This window comes from Moraxella sp. FZLJ2109 (genome assembly GCF_024296965.1).
Taxonomy (GTDB): domain Bacteria; phylum Pseudomonadota; class Gammaproteobacteria; order Pseudomonadales; family Moraxellaceae; genus Moraxella.
In genome coordinates this window covers 1,798,804-1,823,630 of the sequence record NZ_CP101112.1, presented here as the reverse complement: position 1 = coordinate 1,823,630, position 24,827 = coordinate 1,798,804, and the positions used below count along the sequence as shown (strand labels likewise).

General features: G+C 47.0%; 20 protein-coding genes. 4 read left to right on the top strand and 16 right to left on the bottom strand.

The window, feature by feature from the left end; genetic code table 11:
- Window positions 1-5 precede the first annotated feature (5 nt).
- From NKU06_RS08780 to NKU06_RS08715, 14 genes are all read right to left on the bottom strand, one after another.
- The gene (locus tag NKU06_RS08780; protein ID WP_254730098.1) at window positions 6-1,532 is read right to left on the bottom strand and encodes an acetyl-CoA hydrolase/transferase family protein; all 1,527 of its coding nucleotides are present in this window, start codon (window positions 1,530-1,532) and stop codon (window positions 6-8) included.
- A gap of 352 nt (window positions 1,533-1,884) precedes the next feature.
- Entirely contained in the window at window positions 1,885-2,013 is a 129-nt protein-coding gene (locus NKU06_RS08775; RefSeq protein WP_253223340.1) for a methionine/alanine import family NSS transporter small subunit, read from the bottom strand.
- 10 nt (window positions 2,014-2,023) lie between these two features.
- Entirely contained in the window at window positions 2,024-3,511 is a 1,488-nt protein-coding gene (locus tag NKU06_RS08770) for a sodium-dependent transporter (protein WP_253223339.1), read from the bottom strand.
- Between the two features lie 269 nt (window positions 3,512-3,780).
- Window positions 3,781-4,554, bottom strand: a complete 774-nt coding sequence (lpxA, locus tag NKU06_RS08765) for an acyl-ACP--UDP-N-acetylglucosamine O-acyltransferase (protein ID WP_254730095.1) — start codon at window positions 4,552-4,554, stop codon at window positions 3,781-3,783.
- 2 nt (window positions 4,555-4,556) lie between these two features.
- A complete protein-coding gene (gene fabZ / locus NKU06_RS08760) occupies window positions 4,557-5,084 on the bottom strand; it encodes a 3-hydroxyacyl-ACP dehydratase FabZ (RefSeq protein WP_253223337.1) in 528 nt (175 codons plus the stop codon).
- A gap of 26 nt (window positions 5,085-5,110) precedes the next feature.
- A complete protein-coding gene (gene lpxD / locus NKU06_RS08755; RefSeq protein WP_254730092.1) occupies window positions 5,111-6,124 on the bottom strand; it encodes a UDP-3-O-(3-hydroxymyristoyl)glucosamine N-acyltransferase in 1,014 nt (337 codons plus the stop codon).
- A complete protein-coding gene (gene bamA / locus NKU06_RS08750) occupies window positions 6,124-8,610 on the bottom strand; it encodes an outer membrane protein assembly factor BamA (protein ID WP_254730088.1) in 2,487 nt (828 codons plus the stop codon). The genes lpxD and bamA overlap by 1 nt, the downstream gene beginning before the upstream one ends.
- Window positions 8,611-8,815: 205 nt before the next feature.
- The gene (gene rseP, locus NKU06_RS08745; RefSeq protein WP_254730086.1) at window positions 8,816-10,192 is read right to left on the bottom strand and encodes an RIP metalloprotease RseP; all 1,377 of its coding nucleotides are present in this window, start codon (window positions 10,190-10,192) and stop codon (window positions 8,816-8,818) included.
- Window positions 10,189-11,436 carry a 1-deoxy-D-xylulose-5-phosphate reductoisomerase gene (gene dxr, locus NKU06_RS08740; protein ID WP_254730084.1) on the bottom strand — a complete coding sequence of 416 codons (1,248 nt, stop codon included), beginning with the start codon at window positions 11,434-11,436 and terminating at the stop codon, window positions 10,189-10,191. Before dxr ends, rseP begins: the two co-directional genes overlap by 4 nt.
- 30 nt (window positions 11,437-11,466) lie before the next feature.
- Window positions 11,467-12,315 carry a phosphatidate cytidylyltransferase gene (locus NKU06_RS08735; protein ID WP_254730082.1) on the bottom strand — a complete coding sequence of 283 codons (849 nt, stop codon included), beginning with the start codon at window positions 12,313-12,315 and terminating at the stop codon, window positions 11,467-11,469.
- A gap of 100 nt (window positions 12,316-12,415) precedes the next feature.
- Window positions 12,416-13,177 carry a polyprenyl diphosphate synthase gene (uppS, locus tag NKU06_RS08730; RefSeq protein WP_254730080.1) on the bottom strand — a complete coding sequence of 254 codons (762 nt, stop codon included), beginning with the start codon at window positions 13,175-13,177 and terminating at the stop codon, window positions 12,416-12,418.
- Window positions 13,178-13,319: 142 nt separating this feature from the next.
- Window positions 13,320-13,874 (bottom strand): ribosome recycling factor, encoded by a 555-nt coding sequence (gene frr, locus NKU06_RS08725; protein WP_254730079.1) that lies wholly within the window; start codon window positions 13,872-13,874, stop codon window positions 13,320-13,322.
- A gap of 108 nt (window positions 13,875-13,982) precedes the next feature.
- Window positions 13,983-14,708: a UMP kinase gene (gene pyrH, locus NKU06_RS08720; protein WP_253223329.1), complete on the bottom strand. Its 726-nt coding sequence runs from the start codon at window positions 14,706-14,708 to the stop codon at window positions 13,983-13,985.
- 1,121 nt (window positions 14,709-15,829) lie between these two features.
- Window positions 15,830-17,365, bottom strand: coding sequence for a helicase HerA-like domain-containing protein (locus NKU06_RS08715; RefSeq protein WP_371928044.1), 1,536 nt, complete (start codon window positions 17,363-17,365; stop codon window positions 15,830-15,832).
- A 222-nt stretch (window positions 17,366-17,587) separates the two neighbouring features.
- Between NKU06_RS08715 and NKU06_RS08710 the strand changes: the two genes are divergently transcribed.
- The 4 genes from NKU06_RS08710 to NKU06_RS08695 all read left to right on the top strand — a co-directional run bounded on the left by NKU06_RS08710 (window position 17,588) and on the right by NKU06_RS08695 (window position 20,812).
- Window positions 17,588-17,848 (top strand): DUF2798 domain-containing protein, encoded by a 261-nt coding sequence (locus tag NKU06_RS08710; RefSeq protein ID WP_254730076.1) that lies wholly within the window; start codon window positions 17,588-17,590, stop codon window positions 17,846-17,848.
- Window positions 17,849-17,862: 14 nt separating this feature from the next.
- The gene (locus tag NKU06_RS08705; RefSeq protein WP_254730074.1) at window positions 17,863-18,456 is read left to right on the top strand and encodes a DUF2939 domain-containing protein; all 594 of its coding nucleotides are present in this window, start codon (window positions 17,863-17,865) and stop codon (window positions 18,454-18,456) included.
- A 90-nt stretch (window positions 18,457-18,546) separates the two neighbouring features.
- Window positions 18,547-19,707 carry a WG repeat-containing protein gene (locus NKU06_RS08700; protein WP_254730072.1) on the top strand — a complete coding sequence of 387 codons (1,161 nt, stop codon included), beginning with the start codon at window positions 18,547-18,549 and terminating at the stop codon, window positions 19,705-19,707.
- Window positions 19,708-19,858: 151 nt separating this feature from the next.
- Window positions 19,859-20,812 (top strand): WG repeat-containing protein, encoded by a 954-nt coding sequence (locus NKU06_RS08695; RefSeq protein WP_254730070.1) that lies wholly within the window; start codon window positions 19,859-19,861, stop codon window positions 20,810-20,812.
- A gap of 74 nt (window positions 20,813-20,886) precedes the next feature.
- On the opposite strand, the gene NKU06_RS08690 is transcribed toward NKU06_RS08695, so the two are convergent.
- Both NKU06_RS08690 and NKU06_RS08685 read right to left on the bottom strand, forming a co-directional pair.
- Window positions 20,887-23,040, bottom strand: coding sequence for a M3 family metallopeptidase (locus NKU06_RS08690; RefSeq protein WP_254730068.1), 2,154 nt, complete (start codon window positions 23,038-23,040; stop codon window positions 20,887-20,889).
- A 162-nt stretch (window positions 23,041-23,202) separates the two neighbouring features.
- On the bottom strand, window positions 23,203-24,822 hold the full coding sequence (locus tag NKU06_RS08685) for an efflux transporter outer membrane subunit (protein ID WP_254730066.1): 1,620 nt from the start codon (window positions 24,820-24,822) through the stop codon (window positions 23,203-23,205).
- Between the last annotated feature and the right edge of the window lie 5 nt (window positions 24,823-24,827).

Below are 24,827 nucleotides of genomic sequence, written 5' to 3'. Positions count from 1 at the left end.
GCGGATTATTTGATACGCATATCACCAGTTTCAACGAAACGCTGATGCCATGACAGTGCTTCAAGCAGAATGTGTGGCGTGTGGATGCCGCCTGCTTTTTCGCTCGCTGCCAACGCGCGATCGTAGTAATCACGCAGCATATCACGATAATCTGGGTGTGAACAGTTTTCGATAATTAGCTTAGCGCGTTGCTTAGGTGCTTTACCGCGCAGATCTGCCATACCTTGTTCGGTGACGATGAACATCACATCATGCTCGGTGTGGTCGTGGTGGCTGACCATTGGGACGATTGATGAAATCGCGCCGCCTTTTGCGGTCGATGGACTGACATAGAATGAGAAGAAGCCGTTACGGGTAAAGTCGCCCGAACCACCGATACCGTTCATCATGCGCGTACCCATGACATGGGTTGAGTTCACATTACCATAGATATCCGCTTCGATCATCGCGTTCATGCCGATGATACCAAGACGGCGGATAATTTCTGGGTTGTTGCTGATTTCCATTGGGCGTAGGATCAGCTTATCGCGTAGGAATTCGATATTGTCATTGAAGCGTTGTAGTGCATCTGGGCTAAATGACAATGCAGTCGCTGATGCGTGCTTCATCTTACCAGCCAAAATCAGATCCAGCATACCGTCTTGTAGTACTTCGGTGTAACCGGTCAAATCTTCAAATGGTGCATCTAACAGACCTGCCATCACCGCATTCGCGACATTACCCACGCCTGATTGTAGTGGCAATAGACTCTTAGGTAGGCGACCTGCTTTGACTTCATGGTCGAGAAAATCGATGATTTGCGCTGCGATACGCATTGAGACATCATCAGGATCAGCAAATTTCGAGTTACGGTCACCACCGTTGGTTAGGACGATTGCCGCAACTTTGTCTTGAGCGCACTCGATGTATGGCGTACCGATACGGTCAAAAGCACCGACCAATGGGATTGGCTTACGATGTGGTGGCAAACCCACTTCACCATACACATCATGCATACCTTCTAGGCCAGTATTTTGTGCAGCATTCACTTCGATGATTACTTGCTTGGCTGATTTGATCGCTTCTACTGCATGACCGATACCCATCGCAGGGATGATGTGACCTTCTTCGGTGATGCCTGATGCTTCAACGATGGCGATGTCAAGTTCGCCATAGAAACCTTGACGCATTTGCTGCTCGACATGCGACAGGTGCATATCTTGATAAGCGGTACGGCCTGTATTGATGTTGTTGCGCAAGGTAGGATCTGATTGGAATGGTGAGCGGAAATGTACCGCGTTCGCTTCTGCCAAGACGCCATCACACTCAGGGGCGGTTGATGCGCCTGTTACCATACCGATGCTGAATTTTTCGCCGCGTGCGTGTGCTTCTTTAGCTTTGTTTGCGATGGCAGTTGGCAAGGCTTTTGGATAGCCTGCGCCAGTAAAACCAGTAATGGCAAGGTTCATGCCATCTTTGACAAATTCTGCAGCTTGCTCTGCGCTCATTACCTTGTCACGCAGACCTGCATGACGAATACGATCGATAGACATAATAATACTCCTAGTGATATTGTTTTATCCAAAAACTTGGTAAAACGAAAAATTTACAACTGTAAATTGATAAAATTGTACCACTAGATGACGATGAAATAAATAGGCTGTACAAACATTTTGCGAATTTTTAGATTTTTGATTTTAAATCATTTAAAATTATTGTCAATTTCGTCCAGAATCATCTATCAGACTATGTACCTTACCATGACAAATCTTGTTAAAAATCATCATATTTTAAAAAGTTTTTCTTAATTTTCAAAACAGCCAAATCTATGATAATAAAGTAAATCCACCCCAAATAAAAAACACGCCAAATGCAGCACTTGGCGTGTTTTTGTAACCGATAAGATCAATGATCGGCAGGCACTTTATCCAAATCAATATCTGGATTTTTGATCAGATGAATGGATGATAAAATCAAACCGCCCCAAATCGCGATCATCGCCACGATCATGACAATCAATGCTGTAGAACTCATGGCTCACTCCTTATTTTTCGTGCGTTTCATGACCTTTGACACTTGGAAGAATCAAAGCAGCCAAGGCAGCCAAAATCACCACACCCCAACCAAAGATCACTTGCGTCATCGTCGGATAGCCGCCATAACCTTCAGTGAATAGCGTCTGTAGCGACAATGCCAAAGTAACGATCAAGACCACTGGCGTCACCACGGTCAGCATGAATGACCACACAAAGCCAACCTTCACACTTGAGATGGCGTTGATGTGATTGATCAAAGTCGGTAGTAAACGGCGGTTTAGCCATGTTACCCAGATGATCGATAGGATTGCACCTAGCACGATGCCGATGTTGTTCGCGAAGTTATCGATGACATCGACGAAAGTGATGGCGTTCTTTGTGCCAAATAGCGCGATAGAAACGATCGCTGAGCCCAGACCCACGATGGTGACGGCTTTGTTTTTTGACCAGCCAAATTTATCCTGCACTGCTGAGATTGGCACTTGTAGGATCGATACCATTGATGTGATACCAGCGACTGTCAATGAAGCAAAGAACAAGATACCGACGATCGTGCCTGCATCACCCATGGTAGAGATGATTTTTGGGAAAGCGACGAACGCAAGACCGATACCACCTGAGACCACTTCTGATACTGGTACGCCTGATGCCTGCGCCATAAAGCCAAGCACCGAGAAGATACCGATACCTGCCAATAGCTCAAAGCTTGAGTTGGCAAAACCAACCACCAAGCCTGAACCTGTCAAGTTGGCATTGCGGTTCAGATACGATGCATAAGTCACCATGATACCAAAGCCGATCGACATCGAGAAGAAGACATGACCATAAGCCGCTAGCCATACTTTTGGATCAGCCATCTTCGCCCAATCTGGGTTAAAGAAAGTATCTAAGCCCATGGTAGCACCTGGTAAAGTCACCGCACGGCCAACCAAGATACCGAACATCACCACCAATAGCGGGATGAAAATCTTGTTCGACAGCTCAACGCCTTTTTGGATACCACCATACATAATCAACAGCACCGCCGCCCAAACGATCACAAGACCGATCAGAAGCTCCGATGAATACGCCATCGTCATCTCACTGGCGTTCTGTAGATAGGTGTTAAAGAAAAAGCCTTCGGTGTCTTCGCCCCATGCTTGATCAAAGGCAAACACCGTATAGCTGCCTGCCCAGCTTAGGACTGACGCATAATAAATACCGATGATGGTACACACCACCACCTGCCACCAACCGATGCCTTCAGCAGATTTCACCAAACGGCGATAAGCAGTCGGTGGCGCGCCCTTATAACGCTGACCAACCACATAATCTAGGAACAATAGCGGAAAACCTGCAGTCGCCAGTGCAATCAAATACGGAATAAAAAACGCACCGCCACCGTTTTCGTAGGAAACATAAGGGAAACGCCAAATGTTACCCAAGCCGACAGCCGATCCGATGGCTGCCAAAATAAAGCCAGAGCGTGCTGACCAACTTTCGCGTTGTGCCGACATAAGCCCTCCAAATCAATAAAATAAAATCAAATTCAAACATTGCTATTTTGCAATGTCGATGTTCATTGTCCATAACCAAGATGTCCTGCCATGTCATGTTGGCACAAAAACATCCCTGAAACTACATTAAGGTTACAAAACCTAGAATGATAGTTTGAATTAAGAAACAAAAAAAGTCAATTTATAAATGAAAAAATACCCATAATATTGTGCATTATGGGTATTTACTTTGCAAAAATTCGCAGTCTTTGGGTGTTTTTGTCGCCAAATCAGCGGATCAGACCACGCTCGCTGTTTTTGATTGAGTTGATCAATAGCTGAATTTTTGGTTCGTCTTTGACCAGCTCTTCTAGCTGTGCCACCGCTTCATCGCGCAGTAGTCCTGAGCGGAAGATCACGCGATAAGCATTATCAATGGCTTTGATCGTCTCAGCAGACCAGCCCTTGCGACGCATACCTTCTTTATTCAGACCGTGTGTCTTGGCAGGATTACCAGAGACAGTGACGAATGCCGCGACATCTTTTAGTATCAAGCTTGCGCCACCGATCATGCTGTAGTCATCAATACGGCAAAACTGATGAATACCTGACTGACCACCGATGATCACATGATTACCGATGTGTGAATGCCCTGCTACACCAACATTATTGGCAAGCACATTATAATCACCGACCGCGCAGTCATGCGCGATATGGACATTGACCATGAACAGATTATGGCTGCCGATTTTGGTGATGCCGTGATCTTGGGCTGTGCCGCGGTGAATGGTGCAAGACTCACGAATGCGGTTATAATCACCGATCTCAAGATAAGTCTCTTCGCCTGCGTATTTTAGATCCTGTGGATTTTCGCCGACGCTTGCGAATTGATAAATGTCATTGTGCGCGCCAATCGTAGTATTCTCACCAATGATGACATGACGGCGCAAGACAGTATGCGCGCCGATCTTGGCATTTTTGCCGATGATACAGTATGGACCGATGGTGGCGGTTTCGTCGATTTGTGCGCTTGGGTCGATAATTGCTGTTGGATGAATGCTCATATTTACCCCATCTGTTCAACTTTTTGGCGCGCAAGCATCAGCTCAGCACTGCAGACCAGTTGTTCATCGACATAAGCACTACAGGCATATTTATAGATATCGCGCTTATTCATGATGGTTTTGGCACGGATCACCAGCTGATCCCCCGGTTGCACCAGACGCTTAAAACGCACCTTATCCACACCAGCGAACAGATACAGATAGCCATCATCCGATGACTGGCCTGCACTGATGAAGCTTAAAATCCCAGACAGCTGCGCCATCGCTTCGACCATCAACACACCCGGCATGATTGGATTGTCAGGGAAATGACCGTTGAACAGCTCTTCATTGATACTGATATTCTTGTAGCCTGTGATCCACTCATCACAGCGCACTGCCGTAACGCGATCGATCAGCATGAATGGATAACGATGTGGCAAATAGTGCTTGATCTGATCATAGCGCAGCGGCAATGTCACGCCGCGTTCATTCAAGGCAGCGATGTCGGCATCGCTTAGCAGTTCGTGATCAATCATTGATACTGACATACTGTGATTTTCCTATGAAAGATAAATTATTTTTCGCCCATTTGGCGGAATTTGACAGCGGCGCGGCGCCATTTGGCTTGTGGCATAGCGACTGTACCTGATGAATAAGTACCTGCTTCAGTGACATCACCGATGACCATTGCCATGCCTGTGAAAGTTACGCCATCAGCGATGGTTAGGTGTCCATTGATACCAACCGCACCACCGATGATACAGTTACTGCCAATGGTGGTCGAGCCTGCGATACCTGCTTTGGCGGCGATGGCTGTACCGCGACCGATACGGACATTGTGCGCGATCTGCACCAGATTATCGATGATGACATGATCGCCGATGACAGTATCTTCGACCGCACCGCGATCGATACAGGTACTACTACCGATACGCACATCATCGCCGATGATTACACGACCCAGCTGCGCGATACGCTGCCACTGTAAGCCATCTGCCGATACCGCAGGGGCAAAGCCAAAGCCTTCTGAACCGATACTGGCATGACTATGCACACGCACGCGTGCGCCCAAGACACAGCCATGACCGATAAATACATGGCTTGCGATCATGCTATCAGCACCGATGATCGCACCATCAGCGATCACAGCGTGCGCACCGAGACTCACACCATCGGCGATGACTGCGCCTTCACCGATCACTGCATAATGACCGATACTGACACGCTCACCGACCATGGCAGATGCAGCGATCTGCGCTGTCGGTGCGATGCTTGGCGAGATACTTGGTGCAAATAGCACACTTGCGCACGCATACGCCAAATATGCATCTTTGACCACCACCTTAATGGCGTCAGTCTGCATGGCTTCATCGGCGGTGGCGAATTTCTCAGAGATCAGCACCACGCCAGCTTGCGAACCAACAAGCTCAGGCAAATATTTGGCCTGCGCCAAAAAAGCCAACTGCGATGCATTGGCAGTGGCTAAATTGGCAACGCCTGTCAGCTCATGTGTCAAATCAAGCTGATCTTTATTGAGCACCGCTTGACGATGCTCAATCGCGTCAATGATCGTAGCTAATGTTACCATCAGAAGATACTACCGATTTGGAACTGAATGTTGTCAGTTTCGTCGTATTCTTTGGCGTTCAGCGGCTTAGCATAGCTGATCGAGATCGGGCCGATGGCGGTGTACCAAGTCACACCAACACCTGCACTATAACGCAGCTCATTGTCGCTTCTCATCAGCTTAGCTTGACCAGTTAGATTTGGGTTAATGGTTTTTAGGTCAATGACTTGATCTTTATGATCAGTGGTATCAAAGACTTGACCGCCTTCGACAAACACCACAGGACGCACTTGATCCGCCCAATCACCCTTAAACGGCATTGGTAAAATCAGCTCAGCACCGAAAGTTGCCAAGGCATTACCGCCGACTTCTTGACCGCGGAAATTACTGTTACCATCTAGGATTGATTGAGCCAAAGCACGGTTTTCTGCACTGTTGTCAGCATTATTCACACCAACGGCAGCAGCTTCGATATTACCAACGGTTTGTGACAATGGACCTAAGCTTGATTGGTCAAAACCACGCACCGAGCCATAACCACCGGCATAGAAGTTCTCATAAAACGGCAAATTATGACCATAGCCCAACTTAGCATAACCGCGTAGGATTGAGCCTTTGATGAATGGATGGTAGTAGTTACCGTTATAGACGACTTTTTGATAATTCTTATCACCAAAGCCCAAAGTCAGATCCACCGAGTGGCTTTGACCTTCGGTTGGGAATACTGGGCGGTCAAGGCTAGAGTAGTTCCAACCGATCAAGCCGTTATAAGTATTGTATTTATTGTCAAATGTTTCGCTATAGCCATTGGCATTGCGCTTGACATTACCATCATCGACGATCAGATCATAAGCATTGCTCAAACCCATTTGGTTACTACCCTGTACCTTGACGCTGTCTAGGTTGATACCGCCGCTGATGCGTTGGTTTTCATCGATCGGATAGCTGTATGTCAAGTTACCGCCGAAAGCATCGATGACATAGTTACTCAGGTTGCGCGTGTCGTATTTGGTCTTACGATAGTATGCACCGATGGTCTGTGAGACGCCATTGACCGTGAAATACGGATCGGTCATCGACAGATTGTACGAGTCGCGTGTCTCTGAACGCGACAGACCTGCTGAGACGCGATTACCTGTACCCATGAAGTTATTTTGAGATACATCGAACTGGAATGTCATACCGCCACTTTGTGAATAACCAGCGGCGATGGTCGATGAGCCTGATGGCTGTTCTTCGACGACGAAATTGACATCGATTTGATCAGGTGAGTTCGGTACTGGCTGTGTATCGACGACGACATTTTTGAAAAATCCTGTACGCAACAGACGCGCGCGCGACAGCTGAATTTTTTGGTTCGATGCCAATGCACCTTCTAGCTGACGCATCTCACGGCGCAAGACTTCATCTTTGGTCTTGTGGTTGCCGCTGAAGTTGATACGGCGTACATACACAGGACGCACAGGATCGACATAATAATCAATATCCACAGTGCGCGTGGCATCATTGATGCGGCTTACTGGACGGATTTGGGCATAGTAGTAGCCATCATCACCGAATTTATTGGCGATGGCGGTACTGGTCTCATCCATCTTGGCTTGTGAATAAGTATCCCCTTCTTTAAAGGCGACCAACTCATTAAGCTCTGAGATTGGATAAGTGGTCTCGCCAGCAAAGCTTGCTTTACCAAACTTATACTGCTCACCTTCAGTCACTGCCACTTCGATAAAGACTTTTTCTTTTTCTTCATCGATGTTCAGATTGGCGTCATTGATGGTGAAGCGCACAAAGCCATCGTTCAAGTATTTGGCGCGCAGCTTCTCGATACTGGCTGCCATTTTTTCTTGGGTGTAGCGGTCAGAGCGTGACAGCGGATTCCATGAACCGTCTTTTAGGATAAACTCTTGGCGCAGATCGTCATCGCTAAAATGCTCATTGCCAATGATATTGATATCCACGACGCGTGCGCGCTTACCTTCGACGAACTCAAGATCCAGCTTGACGCGGTTGCCATCTAGCTCGGTTTGTTTGACATTGATCTCAGTGTTGTAATAGCCTTGGCTGGCGTATTGGTTTTCAAGCTCGTTTTTGATCGCGTGAATGGTGGCTTGCTTTAATACACCACCGACGACCAAGCCGCTTGATTTTAGACCTTGTTCAAGGGCGTCTTTTGGAATCAGACGGTTGCCATCAAAATTAAGCTCAGCGATGGTTGGGCGCTCGGTCACGCGAAACACCACTTGATCGCCATTGACATCAGCTTGCACATCGCTGAAATTACCAGTCGCGTACAAGGCGCGGATGCTCTGGGCAAGCTGTTCATCAGTGACGGTCTGCCCCATGCGAATCGGCAAAGTGGTTTGCAAGCTTTCGATCGTCACGCGTTGCAAGCCATCGATGGCAATGTCATTGGCAACGAAGTCAGCTTTTGCTTGTGCACTCATCACCATCACAACAGCGGTCGCGATGGCCGTTTTAGCAAAGCCAGAAAAATAAGAACTACGCATAAGTCTATCCAACTAAAATTAAAAATCAGTGCCTTCATCCCTTTCGGATAAATCGGCCCACCAAACACCAAATAACGCGCGATCAGCAGGCATCTGTCGTTCATGTGAATAATAAAACACTAAAGGTAAGCGAAAACGCCGCATTTGGCAAGTACAAAAACGCAAATATACAAAAAATAATCTTACTGTAGCATAAAAACAGTGCTTAGCCAAAAACACGCATGATGTCGTTACTAATTGCAAGCACCATGAAACATAAAAGCAATATCGCACCCATGCGAAACGCCACCGCCTGCACCGTTTCTGACATCGCCTTACCGCGAATCAGCTCATAAGTATAAAATATCAAATGCCCGCCATCAAGCACAGGAATCGGTAATAGATTCAGCACAGCTAGGCTTAGGCTAATCATCGCCGCCGTCGATAGCACCTGCTTCCAACCCATCTCAAAGCTGTCTTTGGACACTTCAGCGATGGTGATCGGTCCTGACAGATTATCAAGCCCAATCATCCCTGTGATCATCTTGCCCAGTGAGCTGACCGTCATCACCGACAGCTCATAGGTGCGGCTAAATGCCTTGCCGACCGCTTCGACTGGCGAATACTGGATGGTCTTGATGTATTCAGGTGGAATCAGCTGTTCATCGCCGATGTGTGGCTTGATACCAAGCTGACCGATGACGCCATCTCGCGTCTTAATACCGCGTGGCATGAGCTTGATCGGTAGCTGCTTGCCATCACGAATGATGACGACGGCAAGCATCTTCTCAGGGCTTTTGCGGATAATCTCGGTGGCACTTACCCAGTCATTGACCGCGACACCATCGATGCTGACGAATCTATCTCCGACTTGTAGCCCCATCAATGCCGCCGCACTGTCTGCCGCCACTTCACCTACCACAGGTGCGATCACGGGCTGATATGGCAAAATCCCTAGCGCTGTCAAAGGGTCTTGGGTCTGCGTCTGCTCACCTGTCGACTGCATGAATCGCTCAACAGCAACATTCTGCGTCAAGGCTTGCTCATCACGCACTACGCCCACCACGATATTACGGCTCTCGCCCATGCTATCGGCAAGCGCGTAGGCGGTATCCTGCCAAGTGCTGACAGCGCGCCCATCAATGCTGACAATCTCATCACCGACGACAAGTCCGCTGCTTTGGGCAGGTGAATCGGTGACGATCTTGCCAATGCGCGTGGCAAGCTGCTCACTTGGGAATAATAGCAGCACCCAAAATAAGCTGATAGCGATGATGAAGTTCATCACAGGCCCTGCTGCGACGATGGCGATTTTCTTTAGGGGGTGTTGGTTATTAAATGCAACCGACTTTAGCTCATCTGGCACAGCTTCGGCACGCTCATCAAGCATCTTGACATAGCCACCCAAAGGAATGGCAGCAATTTGATAATCAATCCCAGAACGGCGACTTGTCCAGCCGAATAATTTTGGTCCAAAGCCAATCGAATAAGTCAGCACCTTCACACCGCACAGTCGCGCGACGATATAATGCCCAAATTCATGCAGCGCCACCAACGGCCCAAGCACGCAGATGGCGGCAAGTATCATGTACAAGGCATTCATGCTGACTGCTCCAGTTGAGCAATCTTAAGCTCAGCGACTTCACGCACAAGCTGATCTAGCGCCATGATATGATCCAGTCCTTGATTTTCATCGCTGAAATCCTGCCCAAACTGCGATGTGATGCGCGTATCATGTAAGCACAGCTCCACGACTTTGGCGATGTCGGTTAGGCGAATTTGCTCATTTAAAAAAGCCGCTACCGCCACTTCATTGGCGGCGTTGAGCGTAATGCACGCGCCTGTGCCTTGCTTGGCAGCCGCTCGCACAAGCTTTAACGCGACAAATTTATCCAAATCAGGCTTAATAAATTTCAAATCCGCAAGCTGATACAAGTCAAGCGTTGCCACGCCTGAGTCGATGCGCTCAGGATAAGCTAATGCATGCGCAATCGGTGTGCGCATATCAGGACTGCCAAGCTGCGCTAAGAAACTGCCATCAGCATATTCCACCAGTGAATGCACCACGCTATTTGGGTGAATCACCACTTGGATGTCTTGTTCATCCAGATTAAACAAATGACATGCTTCGATCAGCTCAAGCCCTTTATTCATCATTGTCGCTGAGTCGATGGAGATTTTTTGTCCCATAGACCAGTTGGGATGCTTGACCGCATCAGCAACTGTCGCCGCTGCCATCTCATCGATGGATTTGTACAAAAACCCGCCACCTGATGCCGTCAGCCACAGCTGCTTAATGCCGTGTTTGGCGTGATGAATGGCGGTATTATCCGCTTGCACCGCTTGTGGCAGACACTGATAAATGGCGTTATGCTCAGAATCGATCGGCAAAATCACCGCGCCATGCTGCCGCGCTGCATTCATCACAAGCTTGCCTGCCATCACCAGCGATTCTTTATTGGCAAGTAAAATTCGCTTACCTGCACGCGCCGCTGCCAATGTCGATGACAAGCCTGCTGCGCCAACGATGGCAGCCACCACAGTATCCACCTGTGCATCACTGGCGATCTGCACCAGTCCGTCATCGCCTGATAGCACTTCAATGTTAAGCCCTTGCTTGGCAAGTTTGTCTTGTAAAATCGCATGATTATCCGCGGATGTGCAGACCTTGACGGGGCGAAATTCACACGCCAATTCAAACAATTTATCCACACGCCCAAAGCCTGACAGCGCATAGATGCGATAACGCTCGGCATGCTGTCTGATGATGGCAAGCGTACTGTCACCGATTGAGCCTGTCGCGCCAAGCACGGCGATATTTTGTGGGGTTGTGGTGTGATTTGTCATTGTATTGAATGGTTATGCTAATTTTTCAAATTAAAAAGGAATGCGCATGGCGGCAAAGTGCATCTTAATCCACACTTCGGTAAAGACGCCAAGCTTTAATAATAGCCAAAAACCAAAGGCAAACACAGGCGTGGCAGATAACAGCGAATCGATGCGATCTAGCACACCGCCATGCCCTGGTAAGATACTGCCTGAGTCCTTGATGCCTGCGCGGCGCTTAAGCATGGATTCGAACAAATCACCCAGCACACTTGCCAAGACAGTCACAGCGGATAATAATAAGAACAGTGCCAAAGCCGTGCCTGATAACTGCAGATAATTACCAACAATCACCGTCACAATCCCTGCTGTCACCAAGCCACCGATCAAGCCTTCGATGCTTTTATTAGGCGATACATTTGGTGCAAGCTTGCGTTTGCCCAGTTTACGACCGACGAAATACGCGCCGCTGTCTGCGCACCACACAAGCAAAAACACATACATCAGCCACCACGGTGACATCTGCCACAGTCCATACATCGCGGTAATCGCCGCGGTCAAAATCACCGCGCCCATATATACCAGTCGCTTGCCGTACCATTTTTCTTGGGCGGGATACTGTAGCACCCACGCGGTCGCCATTACCCAAATACCAAGCGATACCGCCCACCAAGCCACCCAAGTCCACGGCACAAAGACCGACAATATGGTCAAAAGCAGTACCGCCAAAATAAAACGCGCAGGATATTTGACCTTGGGCATCAGCTTCGTCCACTCATGCGCAGCAATCAGCACACCCGCCGCCAATAATGGCAGAACGAAAATCGGCATCGAGCTTGCAAAGAGTGCAAAACCCACGATGATCACAAGCACGATTGCGGTTTTGATACGCTGCCACATGGTTTAGGTTGCCTTTGTTTGATGTAATTGTTTGGTGTAATAATCTGTTTGGTCGATAAATTCAGTATGATAATTACTGGATAAATACAAAATCAGTCAATCATTCAGCCGTCTGTGCTGCACTGCTTTGGACTTGCTCACTGGTCATACCAAAGCGGCGTTCACGATTGGCAAAATCCTGCATCATCCGATCAAGCTCATCAGGGGTAAATTCTGGCCACAATGTCGGCGTGAAAAATAGCTCAGCATACGCCGCTTGCCACAGCAAAAAATTCGAAATGCGATACTCACCGCCTGTGCGAATCAGCATATCCACTACAGGCAGATCTGCCAGCTGCACCACCTGACCCAGCGACTCGGCAGTGATGTCATCAGGCTTGATACTGCCATCTGCTACTTGTCGCGCCAAGCTTTGTGCTGCATTGGCGATGTCCCACTGCCCGCCATAGCTGATGGCGATCACCAAAGTCATCGCGTCAAACTGCGCCGTCGTCGCTTCAGCATCGCTCATAAGCTTAGCAAGCTGTGGTGATAATTGACTGCGATCACCGATAAAACGCAGACGAATGCGATATTTGTGCATTCTTGGCATCTGCTCGTGAATCGTCTGCTCAAGCAGCTGCATGAGTAGCTCAACTTCATTGGCAGGTCTTGCCCAGTTTTCGCTTGAAAACGCAAACACCGTCAGCACCTGCACGCCACGCGCCAAGCAATGCTCAACGATCGGATCAAGCGCATCTTTGCCTGCGATATGCCCTGCCCCTGCAGCAAGCTTTTGGGCTTTGCCGTAGCGGTTGTTCCCATCCATGATGATGGCGATGTGCTTAGGGGTGGTTGCCAGTGGCAAAAGCGTGGTGGTCATAATCTTCGCTGTTACTGTTCGCTGTGTGTCGCTGTCTGTTTTGTCGCCTGCTTACTGCTGTGGTTTACAGCATTTCAAGCAGCTTGATAAATGAATAAACATGGGCGAAGACCATCTTCACCCATGTTCTGTGATGACTGGATTATACTTCCATCAGCTCTGCTTCTTTTTTCTCTAGGCGAGAATCGATCGCAGCGATGAATTTATCCGTCATCTTTTGGATGTCGTCCGCTGCACGGCGTTCATCATCTTCTGAGATTTCTTTTTCTTTTAGCAAATCTTTAATATCACCCAGCATATCACGGCGGATATTACGCACAGATACACGCGCTTGCTCAGCGTCATGGCGAGCGATTTTTTGCATATCGCGGCGCGTCTCTTCGGTCAAAGCTGGCATCGGTACGCGGATGACATCGGCGGTCATTGGGTTCAGACCCAAATCAGCTTCACGGATCGCCTTATCTACCGCTTGTACCATTGAACGATCAAACGGCTGTACCAATAGCGTGCGCGAATCTTCGACATTGATGCTTGCAACTTGATTCAGTGGTGTGTCTGAGCCGTAGTAGCTGACCATCACGCTTGCCAATACACCTGGATGCGCACGGCCTGTACGCAGCTTACCAAAAGCACCTTCTAGCGCTTCGATTGATTTTTGCATACGGCTTTCGCCATCTTTTTTGATGTCATTAATCATGGGACTTTCCTTTAAAATTTTTACACAATGGGTTTTAAAATTCGTATCAACTTTTTCTAAGTTAAATATCATTTATTTGATAATTTTTCTTTAATATCAGAAATATCATCAATGATAAACGCGTGTACCTTCTGCTTCGCCCATCACCACATTCAATAGCGCGTTTGGCTTATTCATGTCAAATACTTGTAGTGGGACATTATGCTCACGACATAATGCAATGGCGGTCAAGTCCATCACGCCAAGTTTTTTCTCAAGCACTTCATCGAAGCTTAGGCTATCAAATTTCACCGCGTCTTCGTTGGTGGTTGGATCTTTGTCATATACACCATCAACCTTGGTAGCTTTTAGGATCAGACCTGCTTCGATCTCAATACCGCGCAAGCACGCTGCGGTGTCGGTGGTGAAAAATGGATTGCCCGTACCGGCAACGAAAATACACACCTCGCCATTATTCAGATGGCGAATCGCATCACGGCTTGAGTACGACTCCACCACCGTGTCGATGGCGATCGCTGACATCAGACGCGTTTTGATATTACGGCGCACCAAGGCATCGCGCATGGCAAGACCATTCATCACCGTGGCAAGCATACCCATCTGATCGCCTGTGACGCGACCCACCAAGCCTTCTTTTTGCAGCTGGCTGCCGCGGTACAAGTTACCACCGCCGACGACGATACCGACTTGCACGCCCAAGCCACGCAAATGCGCGATCGACAAGCTCATTTGGTCTAGGATCGCTGCATCAATACCCATGCCGCGACCGCCCGCTAAGGCTTCGCCCGACAGTTTTAGAAGAATACGAGAAAATTGTGGATTTTTATCAGACATATCGACCCCGACTGGCTATGGGTGATTTAGCGTATAAATCAACCCGTTTATTAGACAAATTGCGTTTATTGTAGCATGAAGTGCAAATTTTTGATAGGGTTGGCTGAGATTTGTGGTGAGAAATTTAACCAAAATTATTTGGACGCATCTAAAGTGGCATTGCCTATTTTTTGGCATATTGTTGCTTTAACAGTGCCTTGATTTGATGCTTAATATCTTGCGATGCTTGAAAATGTGCCCTACATATGATCAATAATTCAGGCGCGGCCGCCTTTAGAAATAAGGTAATTACATCGATACTTTTTTGAATGTTTAGATGATAAATTGGCTCGTGATGCGCAATTCTATTTCTCAAAGTTTTGATATGCTTAAATTACTGCTGCAGCTCACTGATAAATTCACGAGCACTCATCCTTTGTGGTTTGTGTACAAATACATCGTCAATATACTTTATCCAAATTTGATTTAAAAATTTCGGCGACACCACTTCCTTCAAGCCAAATTGACAGACTTAGTGACGCAATCACATCATTTTTATCAAACGCACCATCTTCATTTGTGCAATATTTTACAGCCGTTTCGATGGCTACGCGTTTTTGCTACTTAATCATTGATAAAAATGCTGCATTTTCAACCCAAGTCTCCGAAAAAGATTGAGACAATGCCTTATCAACCAAATTACGCAATACAACTTCATAATAATGTATCGCAGTCCACAGACTAGCCCCCAGCTTGGCATTCAGTTCATTCATATAGTGCAAATGCACCGGCAGGCGTTGCTGTATTGTTTAGATATTTTTGAGTTCGCGAGACGGAAAGATATCCAAAGATTTTTTGTATTAATACTAGATTATTTAAATTATTCATTGATACTTGATCGCCTAGCACTGACTGTCTATCATTTACTCAAGCCAGTTATTTAACTCTTATGATTGCCAATAAATAAATTATTTGATATAACTAGCAAATGAGCTTGGGAACCGATCGTAATTTTATTATGACCCCAAGACACACCCCGAAAAAGCCTGCCATTGCATTGATGATGGTGGGCTTTTTTATTGATGGATCTGATTAAAATTAGCCATTCACTCAAGGCAAATGGCTAATTTTAGAGCATTAAATCACTTTAACAAATTCTTAATCACACCCATCAATCCGCGGCTGATGGCTTGTGTGGCTTGCTTGTTCAGCTGACTACCAAGCGCATCAGCGACATTATAGGCGGCGCCCTGTCCTGATTTCTTACGACCGCCTGTCAAGCCACCCAAAAAGCCTTCAAGCGCGCTGCTGCCTGCGGTTTTTTCTTCGCTTTGCTTGGCGATATTTTGCGCCTGTAAAGTCTCGGCAGTGGCTTGTTCTGCTTGCGCTTGCTCCTGTGCTTTTTGTTCATTTAAAGCTTCGAATGCCGAATAATTATCCACCATATCTTTATAATAGCGGTACAGCACATCGCCTTGATAGGCTTGGTCGCGCTCATCAGCAGTCAGTGGCGCAAGCTGTGATGATGGCGGCAAAATATATGCGCGCTCCACCACCGTCGGCATACCTTTTTCGTCAAGAAATGACACCAGCGCCTCACCGACACCCAGCTCACTGATGACTTCTGCGACATTAAGATTATCATTACTGCGGAAAGTCTCAGCGGCAGATTTGACTGCTTTTTGGTCTCGTGGCGTAAAGGCACGCAAGGCGTGTTGGATGCGGTTACCCAACTGCCCTAGGATGGTATCTGGTAGATCCAGCGGGTTTTGGGTGACAAAATACACGCCCACACCTTTAGAACGAATCAAGCGCACCACTTGCTCGATCTGCTTGGTCAATGCCGCTGGCATATCATCAAACAATAGATGCGCTTCATCAAAGAACAGCACAAATTTTGGCTTGTCAAGATCGCCTACTTCTGGAAAGGTCTCAAAAATCTCCGCCAAAAACCACAGCAAAAACGCACCATACAAGCGTGGCGAACGCATCAGCTTTTCAGAATTTAGGATATTAATCACACCCTTATCGCCTTCAGACTGCACCCAGTCTTCTAGGTTCAATGACGGCTCGCCAAAAAACTCATTGCCGCCCTCGCTCTCTAGCTGTAGTAGCTGACGCTGAATCGCACCAATACTCGCTGCCGACACATTGCCGTACTGCACACGAAACTCAGCGGCATGATCTGAGACATAGACAAGCATACTACGCAAATCTTTGAGATCCAATAGATGCCAGCCACGATCATCAGCGACTTTGAACACCAGATTCAATAGGCCTTCTTGAGTGTCATTGAGCCCCAATAGACGCGCAAGTAGCGTACTACCCAACTGCGAGATGGTCACACGCACTGGAATGCCTGTTTCGCCATACACATCCCAAAAACGCACCGGAAAGCCTGTCAGATAATCATCACCAAGCCCAAATTCTGTCATACGCTCGCCGACTTTGCCAGTGGCTGTGCCGGCATTGGCGATGCCTGATAGATCACCTTTGACATCCGCCAAAAATACTGGCACACCAAGACAGCTAAAGCTCTCTGCCATCTTACGCAGGCTGATGGTCTTACCTGTACCTGTCGCCCCTGCGATCAAGCCGTGGCGGTTCGCCATCTTGGTATGAATACCCAGATCAGTGCTGCCTTGTACGGTTTTTGCTAGTGTTAATTGCATAGGTATTTCCTTGAAAAAAGACGCATAAATAAAGATGCATAAACCAGCTCATTATACTGCGAATATCCATCAGCTGTGCAGTGAAATTTTGTAAATGACGGCTAAAAGATGGTATCAGAGCGATGTCATTTATGAATTTTTGGTGATGATTCATAATTTTTAATCAATGGCGAAATTGCTTTGGCTCAATTACAATAAACCAACCCCCCCCAATTATCAGGATTACTTATGCGACCTACTCAGCGTTTTGCCGTCATCCCTGCTCGATTTACACACATTGCTTTTGCTTTTTATATGGCGGGGATCATGGCGTTTTTGATGTCGATCATTTTGGTGTGGATCAACACAGGGTGGAATGATGGGTTTTTTGATCGTGTGCTGCATTCTTATGTCATTTCGATGCCGATTGCCGGCTGTTGTGTTATTATGGTGCGACCTTTGGTTCAAAAACTCATCAATTTCACGGTCAAATCCCAAGATCCGCCGTGACACAGGATTTTGTTATGAAAAAATTGCTTGCATGGGCAGTCATTATCTGTGCCCTTATCTTTGGCGGCTATTATGTCGCATCGCCGTATTATACTTTATACCAACTAAAAAATGCAGTAGAAAAACACGATACAGCCACGCTGGTCGATGCGGTGGATTTTGTCAGTGTCAAAGCCAGTATCAAAGATCAGCTCAAAACCAAGCTTGCCACCGAACTGCCTGATACCAATGATGAATTTGCCCTACTCGGTGCGGTATTTGCCACCGTCATGATTGATGGTCTGATCGATGCTGTCGTCTCGCCAAAGTCGATGGAACTACTCATCCAAGGCAAGGATATTACTCAAGATCTATCATTAGCCAAACTACAAGATAGTATGACCAATCAAGCCACCGATGCCCAAACTCCCGCCAAGACTGATCAAGCGACCACCAATACTTCGTCGTCTATCGCCGATGAACTTGAGTATCATCCCAGTTATCAGACACTCAACACCTTTAGTATCGACATCAAAAAACCATCAGCCAATCAGCCCTTGACCGTCATCATGCAGCGATATGGACTATTTACTTGGAAAATTGTTGATGTACGACTACCGATGGAGTAACTAGGTCAGATAACGCTAGCCTCACTTGCCCAACTTATCAAATTTTGCTACATTATCTAATTATTTACTTAGACTTACTAAGGATATGTGATGAACTATACCATCCGCCATCTCTCATCCGCCCTACTACTGACAGGCGGTATCTTATGCAGCCAAAATCTCTGGGCGTGTGAGCGACCAGAAGTGACTGGGTATGATTATGTTGAATGTCTGTCGGAAGGATTGGCAAGCGTTAAGCGAAATGATACATATGGATTTATTAATAACAACGGTAAAGTGGTGATTCCTCTAAACTATGATTCAGCTTGGTCTTTTAGCGAAGGATTGGCAAGAGTTTCACAAAATGACAGATATGGATTTATTGATAAGAGCGGCAATGTGGTGATTCCTCTAAACTATGATTTAGCTTGGGATTTTAGCGAAGGATTGGCAAGAGTTGAGAGAAATGGTAAAGTGGGATTTATTGATAAAGCTAGCAAGGTGGTAATTCCGCTAAACTATGATGATGCTTGGTATTTTAGCGAAGGATTGGCACAGGTTCGGCAAAATGGCAAATGGGGGTTTATTGATAAAACTGGTCAGATAGTAATTCCGCTAAAATATGATTGGGTTTGGAATTTTAGCGAAGGATTAGCAAGTGTTTCACAAAATGACAAATACGGCTTTGTTGATAAAACTGGTCAGGTGGTGATTCCACTAAACTATGATTGGGCTTGGTCTTTTAGCAAGGGATTGGCAATGGTTAAGCATAATGACAAATTCGGATTTATTGATAAAACAGGCAAGGTGGTAATTCCGCTAAACTATGATTGGGCTTGGTCTTTTAGCGAAGGATTGGCAATGGTTAAGCGAAATGGTAAATATGGCTTTGTTGGTGACACTGGTCAGGTGGTGATTCCGCTGAAGTATGATGAGGCTGGGTATTTTAGCGAAGGATTGGCAGCGGTTAAACAAAATGACAAATGGGGGTTTATTGATAACACTGGTAAGATAGTGATTCCACTTAAATATAATTCGGCTGAGTCTTTTAGCGATGGATTGGCAATGGTTAAGCATAATGACAAATTCGGATTTATTGATAAAACTGGCAAGGTAGTAATTCCACTACAATATGATGAAGCTTATTCTTTTGATAATGGCGTTGCGAGTGTTGTAGATTACTCCACTGGCGAAGCGTTTTATATCAATAAACAAGGTGAGCGCCTTGATTGGTCAGGTGAACCCATCTTTATTGGCTTTAATGATCAATAATCACACAGTCAAACCACCTTTTACAATTCTAAACCACATCCCAAAAGTTAGACAGCTTTTGGGTGTTTTTTGATTGATCATTGATTATATTTGCCCAATTTACCAAAGTCTGATACATTATTTATCAAACCATTCTTACCATGGAAAATTTATGAAACGCCCTATCACTCATACCATCCGCCATCTCTCATCCGCCCTGCTACTGACAGGCGGTATCTTATGTAGCCAAAATCTCTGGGCGTGTGAGCGACCTGAAGTGTATGGATATGATTATGTTGAATGTCTGTCGGATGGCTTGGCGAAGGTTAAGCGTGATAACAAATACGGCTTTATTGATAAAACTGGCAAGGTAGTGATTCCGCTAAACTATGATGGTGCTTACTCTTTTGGCGAAGGATTGGCACTGGTTAAGCAAAATCGCAAATACGGATTTATTGATAACACCGGCAAGGTAGTGATTCCGCTAAATTATGATTGGGCTGGGTCTTTTAACGAAGGATTGGCAGTGGTTGAGCGAAATGACAAATGGGGATTTATTGATAACACTGGTAAGATGGTGATTCCGCTGAAGTATGATATGGCTTACAATTTTAGCGAAGGATTGGCAGTGGTTGAGCGAAATGACAAATGGGGATTTATTGATAACACTGGTAAGATGGTGATTCCGCTAAACTATGATGAAGCTGGGTCTTTTAGCGAAGGATTGGCAAGTGTTGAGCGAAATGGCAAATGGGGATTTATTGATAAAACTGGTAAGGTGGTGATTCCGCTGAAGTATGATTGGGCTGGGTATTTTAGCGAAGGATTGGCAAGGGTTCAGCAAAATGACAAAGCAGGATTTATTGATAACACCGGTAAGGTGGTGATTCCGCTGAAGTATGATTCGGTTGATTTTTTTAACGAGGGATTGGCAAGGGTTTCGCAAAATGGCAAATACGGATTTGTTGATAACACTGGTCAGGTGGTGATTCCGCTAAGCTATGATTGGGCTGAGTATTTTTATAATGGCATAGCGGCTGTTTTGGATCGCTCCACTGGCGAAGCGTTTTATATTAATCGACAAGGCGAGCGTCTATATTGGTTAGGCGAGCCGTGGTTTGATTGATTTAATCGTGAGTAAACAGCGATATCAAGCTATATAAAGCCACCTTGTATAATCCATACAAGGTGGCTTTTTGCTTATTGAATCCCATAATTAGCAAGTAAGGCATCAAGTTTTGGTGCTCGACCACGATACTCGACATACAGATCCATCGGCGGACGAGAGCCGCCTTGGGCTAGAATAGTATCTTCTAGGCGTTTACCAGTGACTGGGTTTAGCACGCCCTCTTCTTCAAACTTGGCAAAGCCATCATTGGCCAGTAGCTCCGACCACAGATAGCTATAATAGCCTGCCGCATAGCCGCCTGAGAACACATGAGTGAAAAAGTTCGGACGGCGCACATAGTCAGGCATGGCAAGCACGCCAATCTGTTTGGTCACATCCAAATACAGCTGCTGGGCGAAATTGGTGGGCTTATCCGCTGTATATTCACTATTGACTCGCATATCAAAAATCCCAAACTCAAGCTGACGCGTCAAAGCAAACGCCCCTTGATAATGCTTGGCTTCGATCAGCTTATCAAGCATCTCATCAGGCAGCGGCTCACCAGTTTTGTAATGCGCTGAGATCATCGGCAGTGTCGTGCGATCCAGTGCAAAGCCTTCCATCAGCTGACTTGGCACTTCCACCACATCCCACGGCACGCCATTAAGCCCTGTTACGCCCATCACATCCATCTGAGTCAGCATCAAATTCAGCCCATGTCCGAACTCATGAAACAGCGTCGTTACTTCATCATGCAATAGTAGCGACGGCTGACCATCAGCAGGCTTGCGAAAATTACACGCCAGTACCGCCACAGGCAGCTGCACTCGCCCATCAGTATCGCGCACACGGTCGATCGCCGTGCTCATCCACGCGCCATCACGCTTGTTGTCACGCGCGTATAGGTCAAGATAAAACGCCGCTTTTTGGCGATTGGCAGCATCATACACTTCAAAGAACCGCACCGATTCATCCCATACATCGGCTGATTTTTCGCGTACCTTAATGCCAAATAATCGCTGTAAAATCGCAAACAGCCCTATCAGCACCTTCTCTTCGGGAAAATACTCGCGCAGTTTTTCTTTATCAAAATCATACAGTTTGGCTTTATGCTTTTCGGTATAATAAGACACATCCCAAGCATTGAGCATTTCTTTGCCGTATTCTTGCTTGGCAAAGTCGCGAAGCTCATCGATCTGCGCCTGCGCCTGATCACGGCTACGCATCGCAAGCCCAGTCAAAAACTCCATCACCTGCTGCGGCGTGTCCGCCATCTTGGTTGCCAGTGAATATTCGGCATAATTTTTAAAACCAAGTAATTGCGCCATCTCAAGACGCAGCTGCAAAATCTCAGCGATCACGGGCTGATTGTCCCATTTGCCTGCATTGGCGCCTTGATCAGATGCCTTGGTTGAGAACGCGCGGTACATCTCTTCGCGCAGCTTTTCATCATCGGCATAATTCATTACCGCCATATAGCTTGGCATATCAAGCCCGATATAATAGCCGCTTTTGCCTTTATCAGCCGCTTTTTGTTTGGCGCTTTCAAGGGCGGCGGCGTTCAAGCCTGTGAGCGCAGCTTCATCGACAATCTTCGACCAACCATTGGTTGCATCCAGCACATTATTGCTAAATGCCGTGCTAAGTTCAGATAAACGCGTGTTAATCTGCGCCAATCGCACCTGCTGATCGCTCGGCAGATCAATGCCTGATAAGCGAAAATCACGCAGCACATCATTGATGGATTTTTGTTCGGCGATGCTAAGCGTGGCAAATTCAGCAGAGTTTTTGATCTTGGTCACGGTGTCAAACAGCCCCTTGTGCATACCGCGCCAAGTACTGTACTCAGTCAAACTCTGCTGCGCCTTGGCATAAGCATCACGAAGCGCATCATCGTTACGCAGCGCGTGCAGATTCGCCACCGCACCCCATGCTTTTGACAGCTTATCATCGGTATCAAAAAGCCCAAAATAATAACTTTGCCAATTCGGTGCAGGATTTGCCACCACTTGCGCAATTTGGCTTTTGGATTGTTCGATCAAAAACTCAATCGCAGGTACAACATCATTTGCTTTGATCTGGCTGTATTTTGGTAAACCGCGAAAATCCAAGAGCGGATTATCCAGCAGATGATCAGGCAGCTGCATGGCAACAGATGGCACCATCGCTGTGGCAAGCTTAGGCAAACCCACCAAGCTTAACGCGGTCAATGACAAAGTGCCTTGTAATAACTGACGACGCTTCATAAAAAATTTCCTTGTAGCATTCATATCCTTATAAAATACACAACTTTTACACAACTTACCAGTGCAATTTGTACCAAAATAACTTACTCAATCATTGCGCACTTTTTTTGGCAAAAATAAAAGCACCCAAACTGAGTGCTTTTATATTGACAAAGTACAAGCTTATTTCGCTACTGGCTCAACCACAGGAATGCTGCTTGGTGCAGGCTGAGCGATTTGGGTCGCATCAGTGCTGACAGCTTGTGGCTGTACGGTACTGATCTGTGCTTGGTTGGCAAGTTCAGCGGTACGCATCGCATCGCGCTGGGCATTTTTGGCAGTGATTTGTTCTGCGCTCAGATCCGCGCCGCCGCCTAGAACTTGGTACAGCTGAATTTGGCTCAGCATACTTTGCAGCTCAAGCTGTAGAATGCTTTGCTGAATGCTGAACAATGAACGCTCTGCATCAAGCACCGTCAGATAATTATCCAAACCCGAACGGAAACGCGCAAAGGCGATGTCATAGGTTTGTTGATAATTACGCTGTAGGCGGTACTGCGATTCTAGCTGACTACCCAAGGTTGCGCGCGTAGCAAGCACATCTGCCACTTCTTTGAACGCCGACTGGATCGACTGCTCATAGCTGGCAAGTGCTGACTGCTGTGCAATTTGTGCCATTTCATAATTGGCACGGCGCGCACCTGCATCAAAGATCGGCAGACTTACCGATGGACCGAACGACCAACCCATCGCGCTTGATTTTAGTAGATTATCAAGGCTTGAGCTACTAAAGCCGACATTAGTCGCAAGGCTGATCGATGGGAAATACGCCGCGCGCGCGACATTAATGTTCGCACCTGCTGCCTTGAGCGCGTGCTCGGCTTGGACGATGTCAGGGCGATAGTACAGCAGCTCACTTGGCAGACCTGTGCTGAACAAAGTCTGCGCGGTGATTGGATCGACATCAGTCTTATTATTGCCCAGAATATCAGGCAGTAGCGCATCAGGGATCGGCGCACCGAGTAATAACTGCAAGGCATTGCGCGCTTGCAAGATATTGGTATCGGCTTGATATACCGCCAGACGCGCTTGCTCAAGCGAGCTTTCGGCTTGTAGGCTTGGTGAGCGTGAATCCACACCAGCTTCGAAGCGTTTTTGGTTGATCATCAGCGAGCGTTCGCGCGTCTGCATGGTCGCTGCCGCAAGCTTACGCTGAGCCACTGCATAGGCAAGGTTGGCATAGCCTTGGGCAACACTTGAGATCAGTGAAATTTGCACCGCATCTTTGGCAGCATTGGTTGCTAAATAGTTATGCAGCGCTTGCTCTTTTTGGCTTGCGACCTTGCCCCACAGATCCAGCTCATAGCTACTCATCGCCAAATTGACATTATAGCCTGTCGATGGATTGGCATCGGTGCGATGATTCGCCGAGCGGCTGACCCCGCCCGATGCACCGACTGTCGGCAAGCTGCCTGCTTCGGTGATCTGATACTGCGCGCGTGCTGACTGCACTGCCAGTACGGCTTTTTCTAGATTTTTGTTATTGTCCAAAGCCAGTTGAATCAGTGATTTTAGCTTCGGATCGGTGTAGTATTCTTGCCAACGCATTGATGCGACACTCGGCGCTTCGCCGCTGCTGAGCGTTTCTTTATCCAAGACTTCATAAGCTTGGTCAAGATCCACATTCGGCACAGCAAGCACAGGTTTGCTTGTATCGATCTTTTTTGGGATCGTGCTGCAGGCAGCCATACTAACCGCCAGTGCCGTTAGCCCAAAGATGCGTACAGTGTGTGTTGTTTTCATAATTA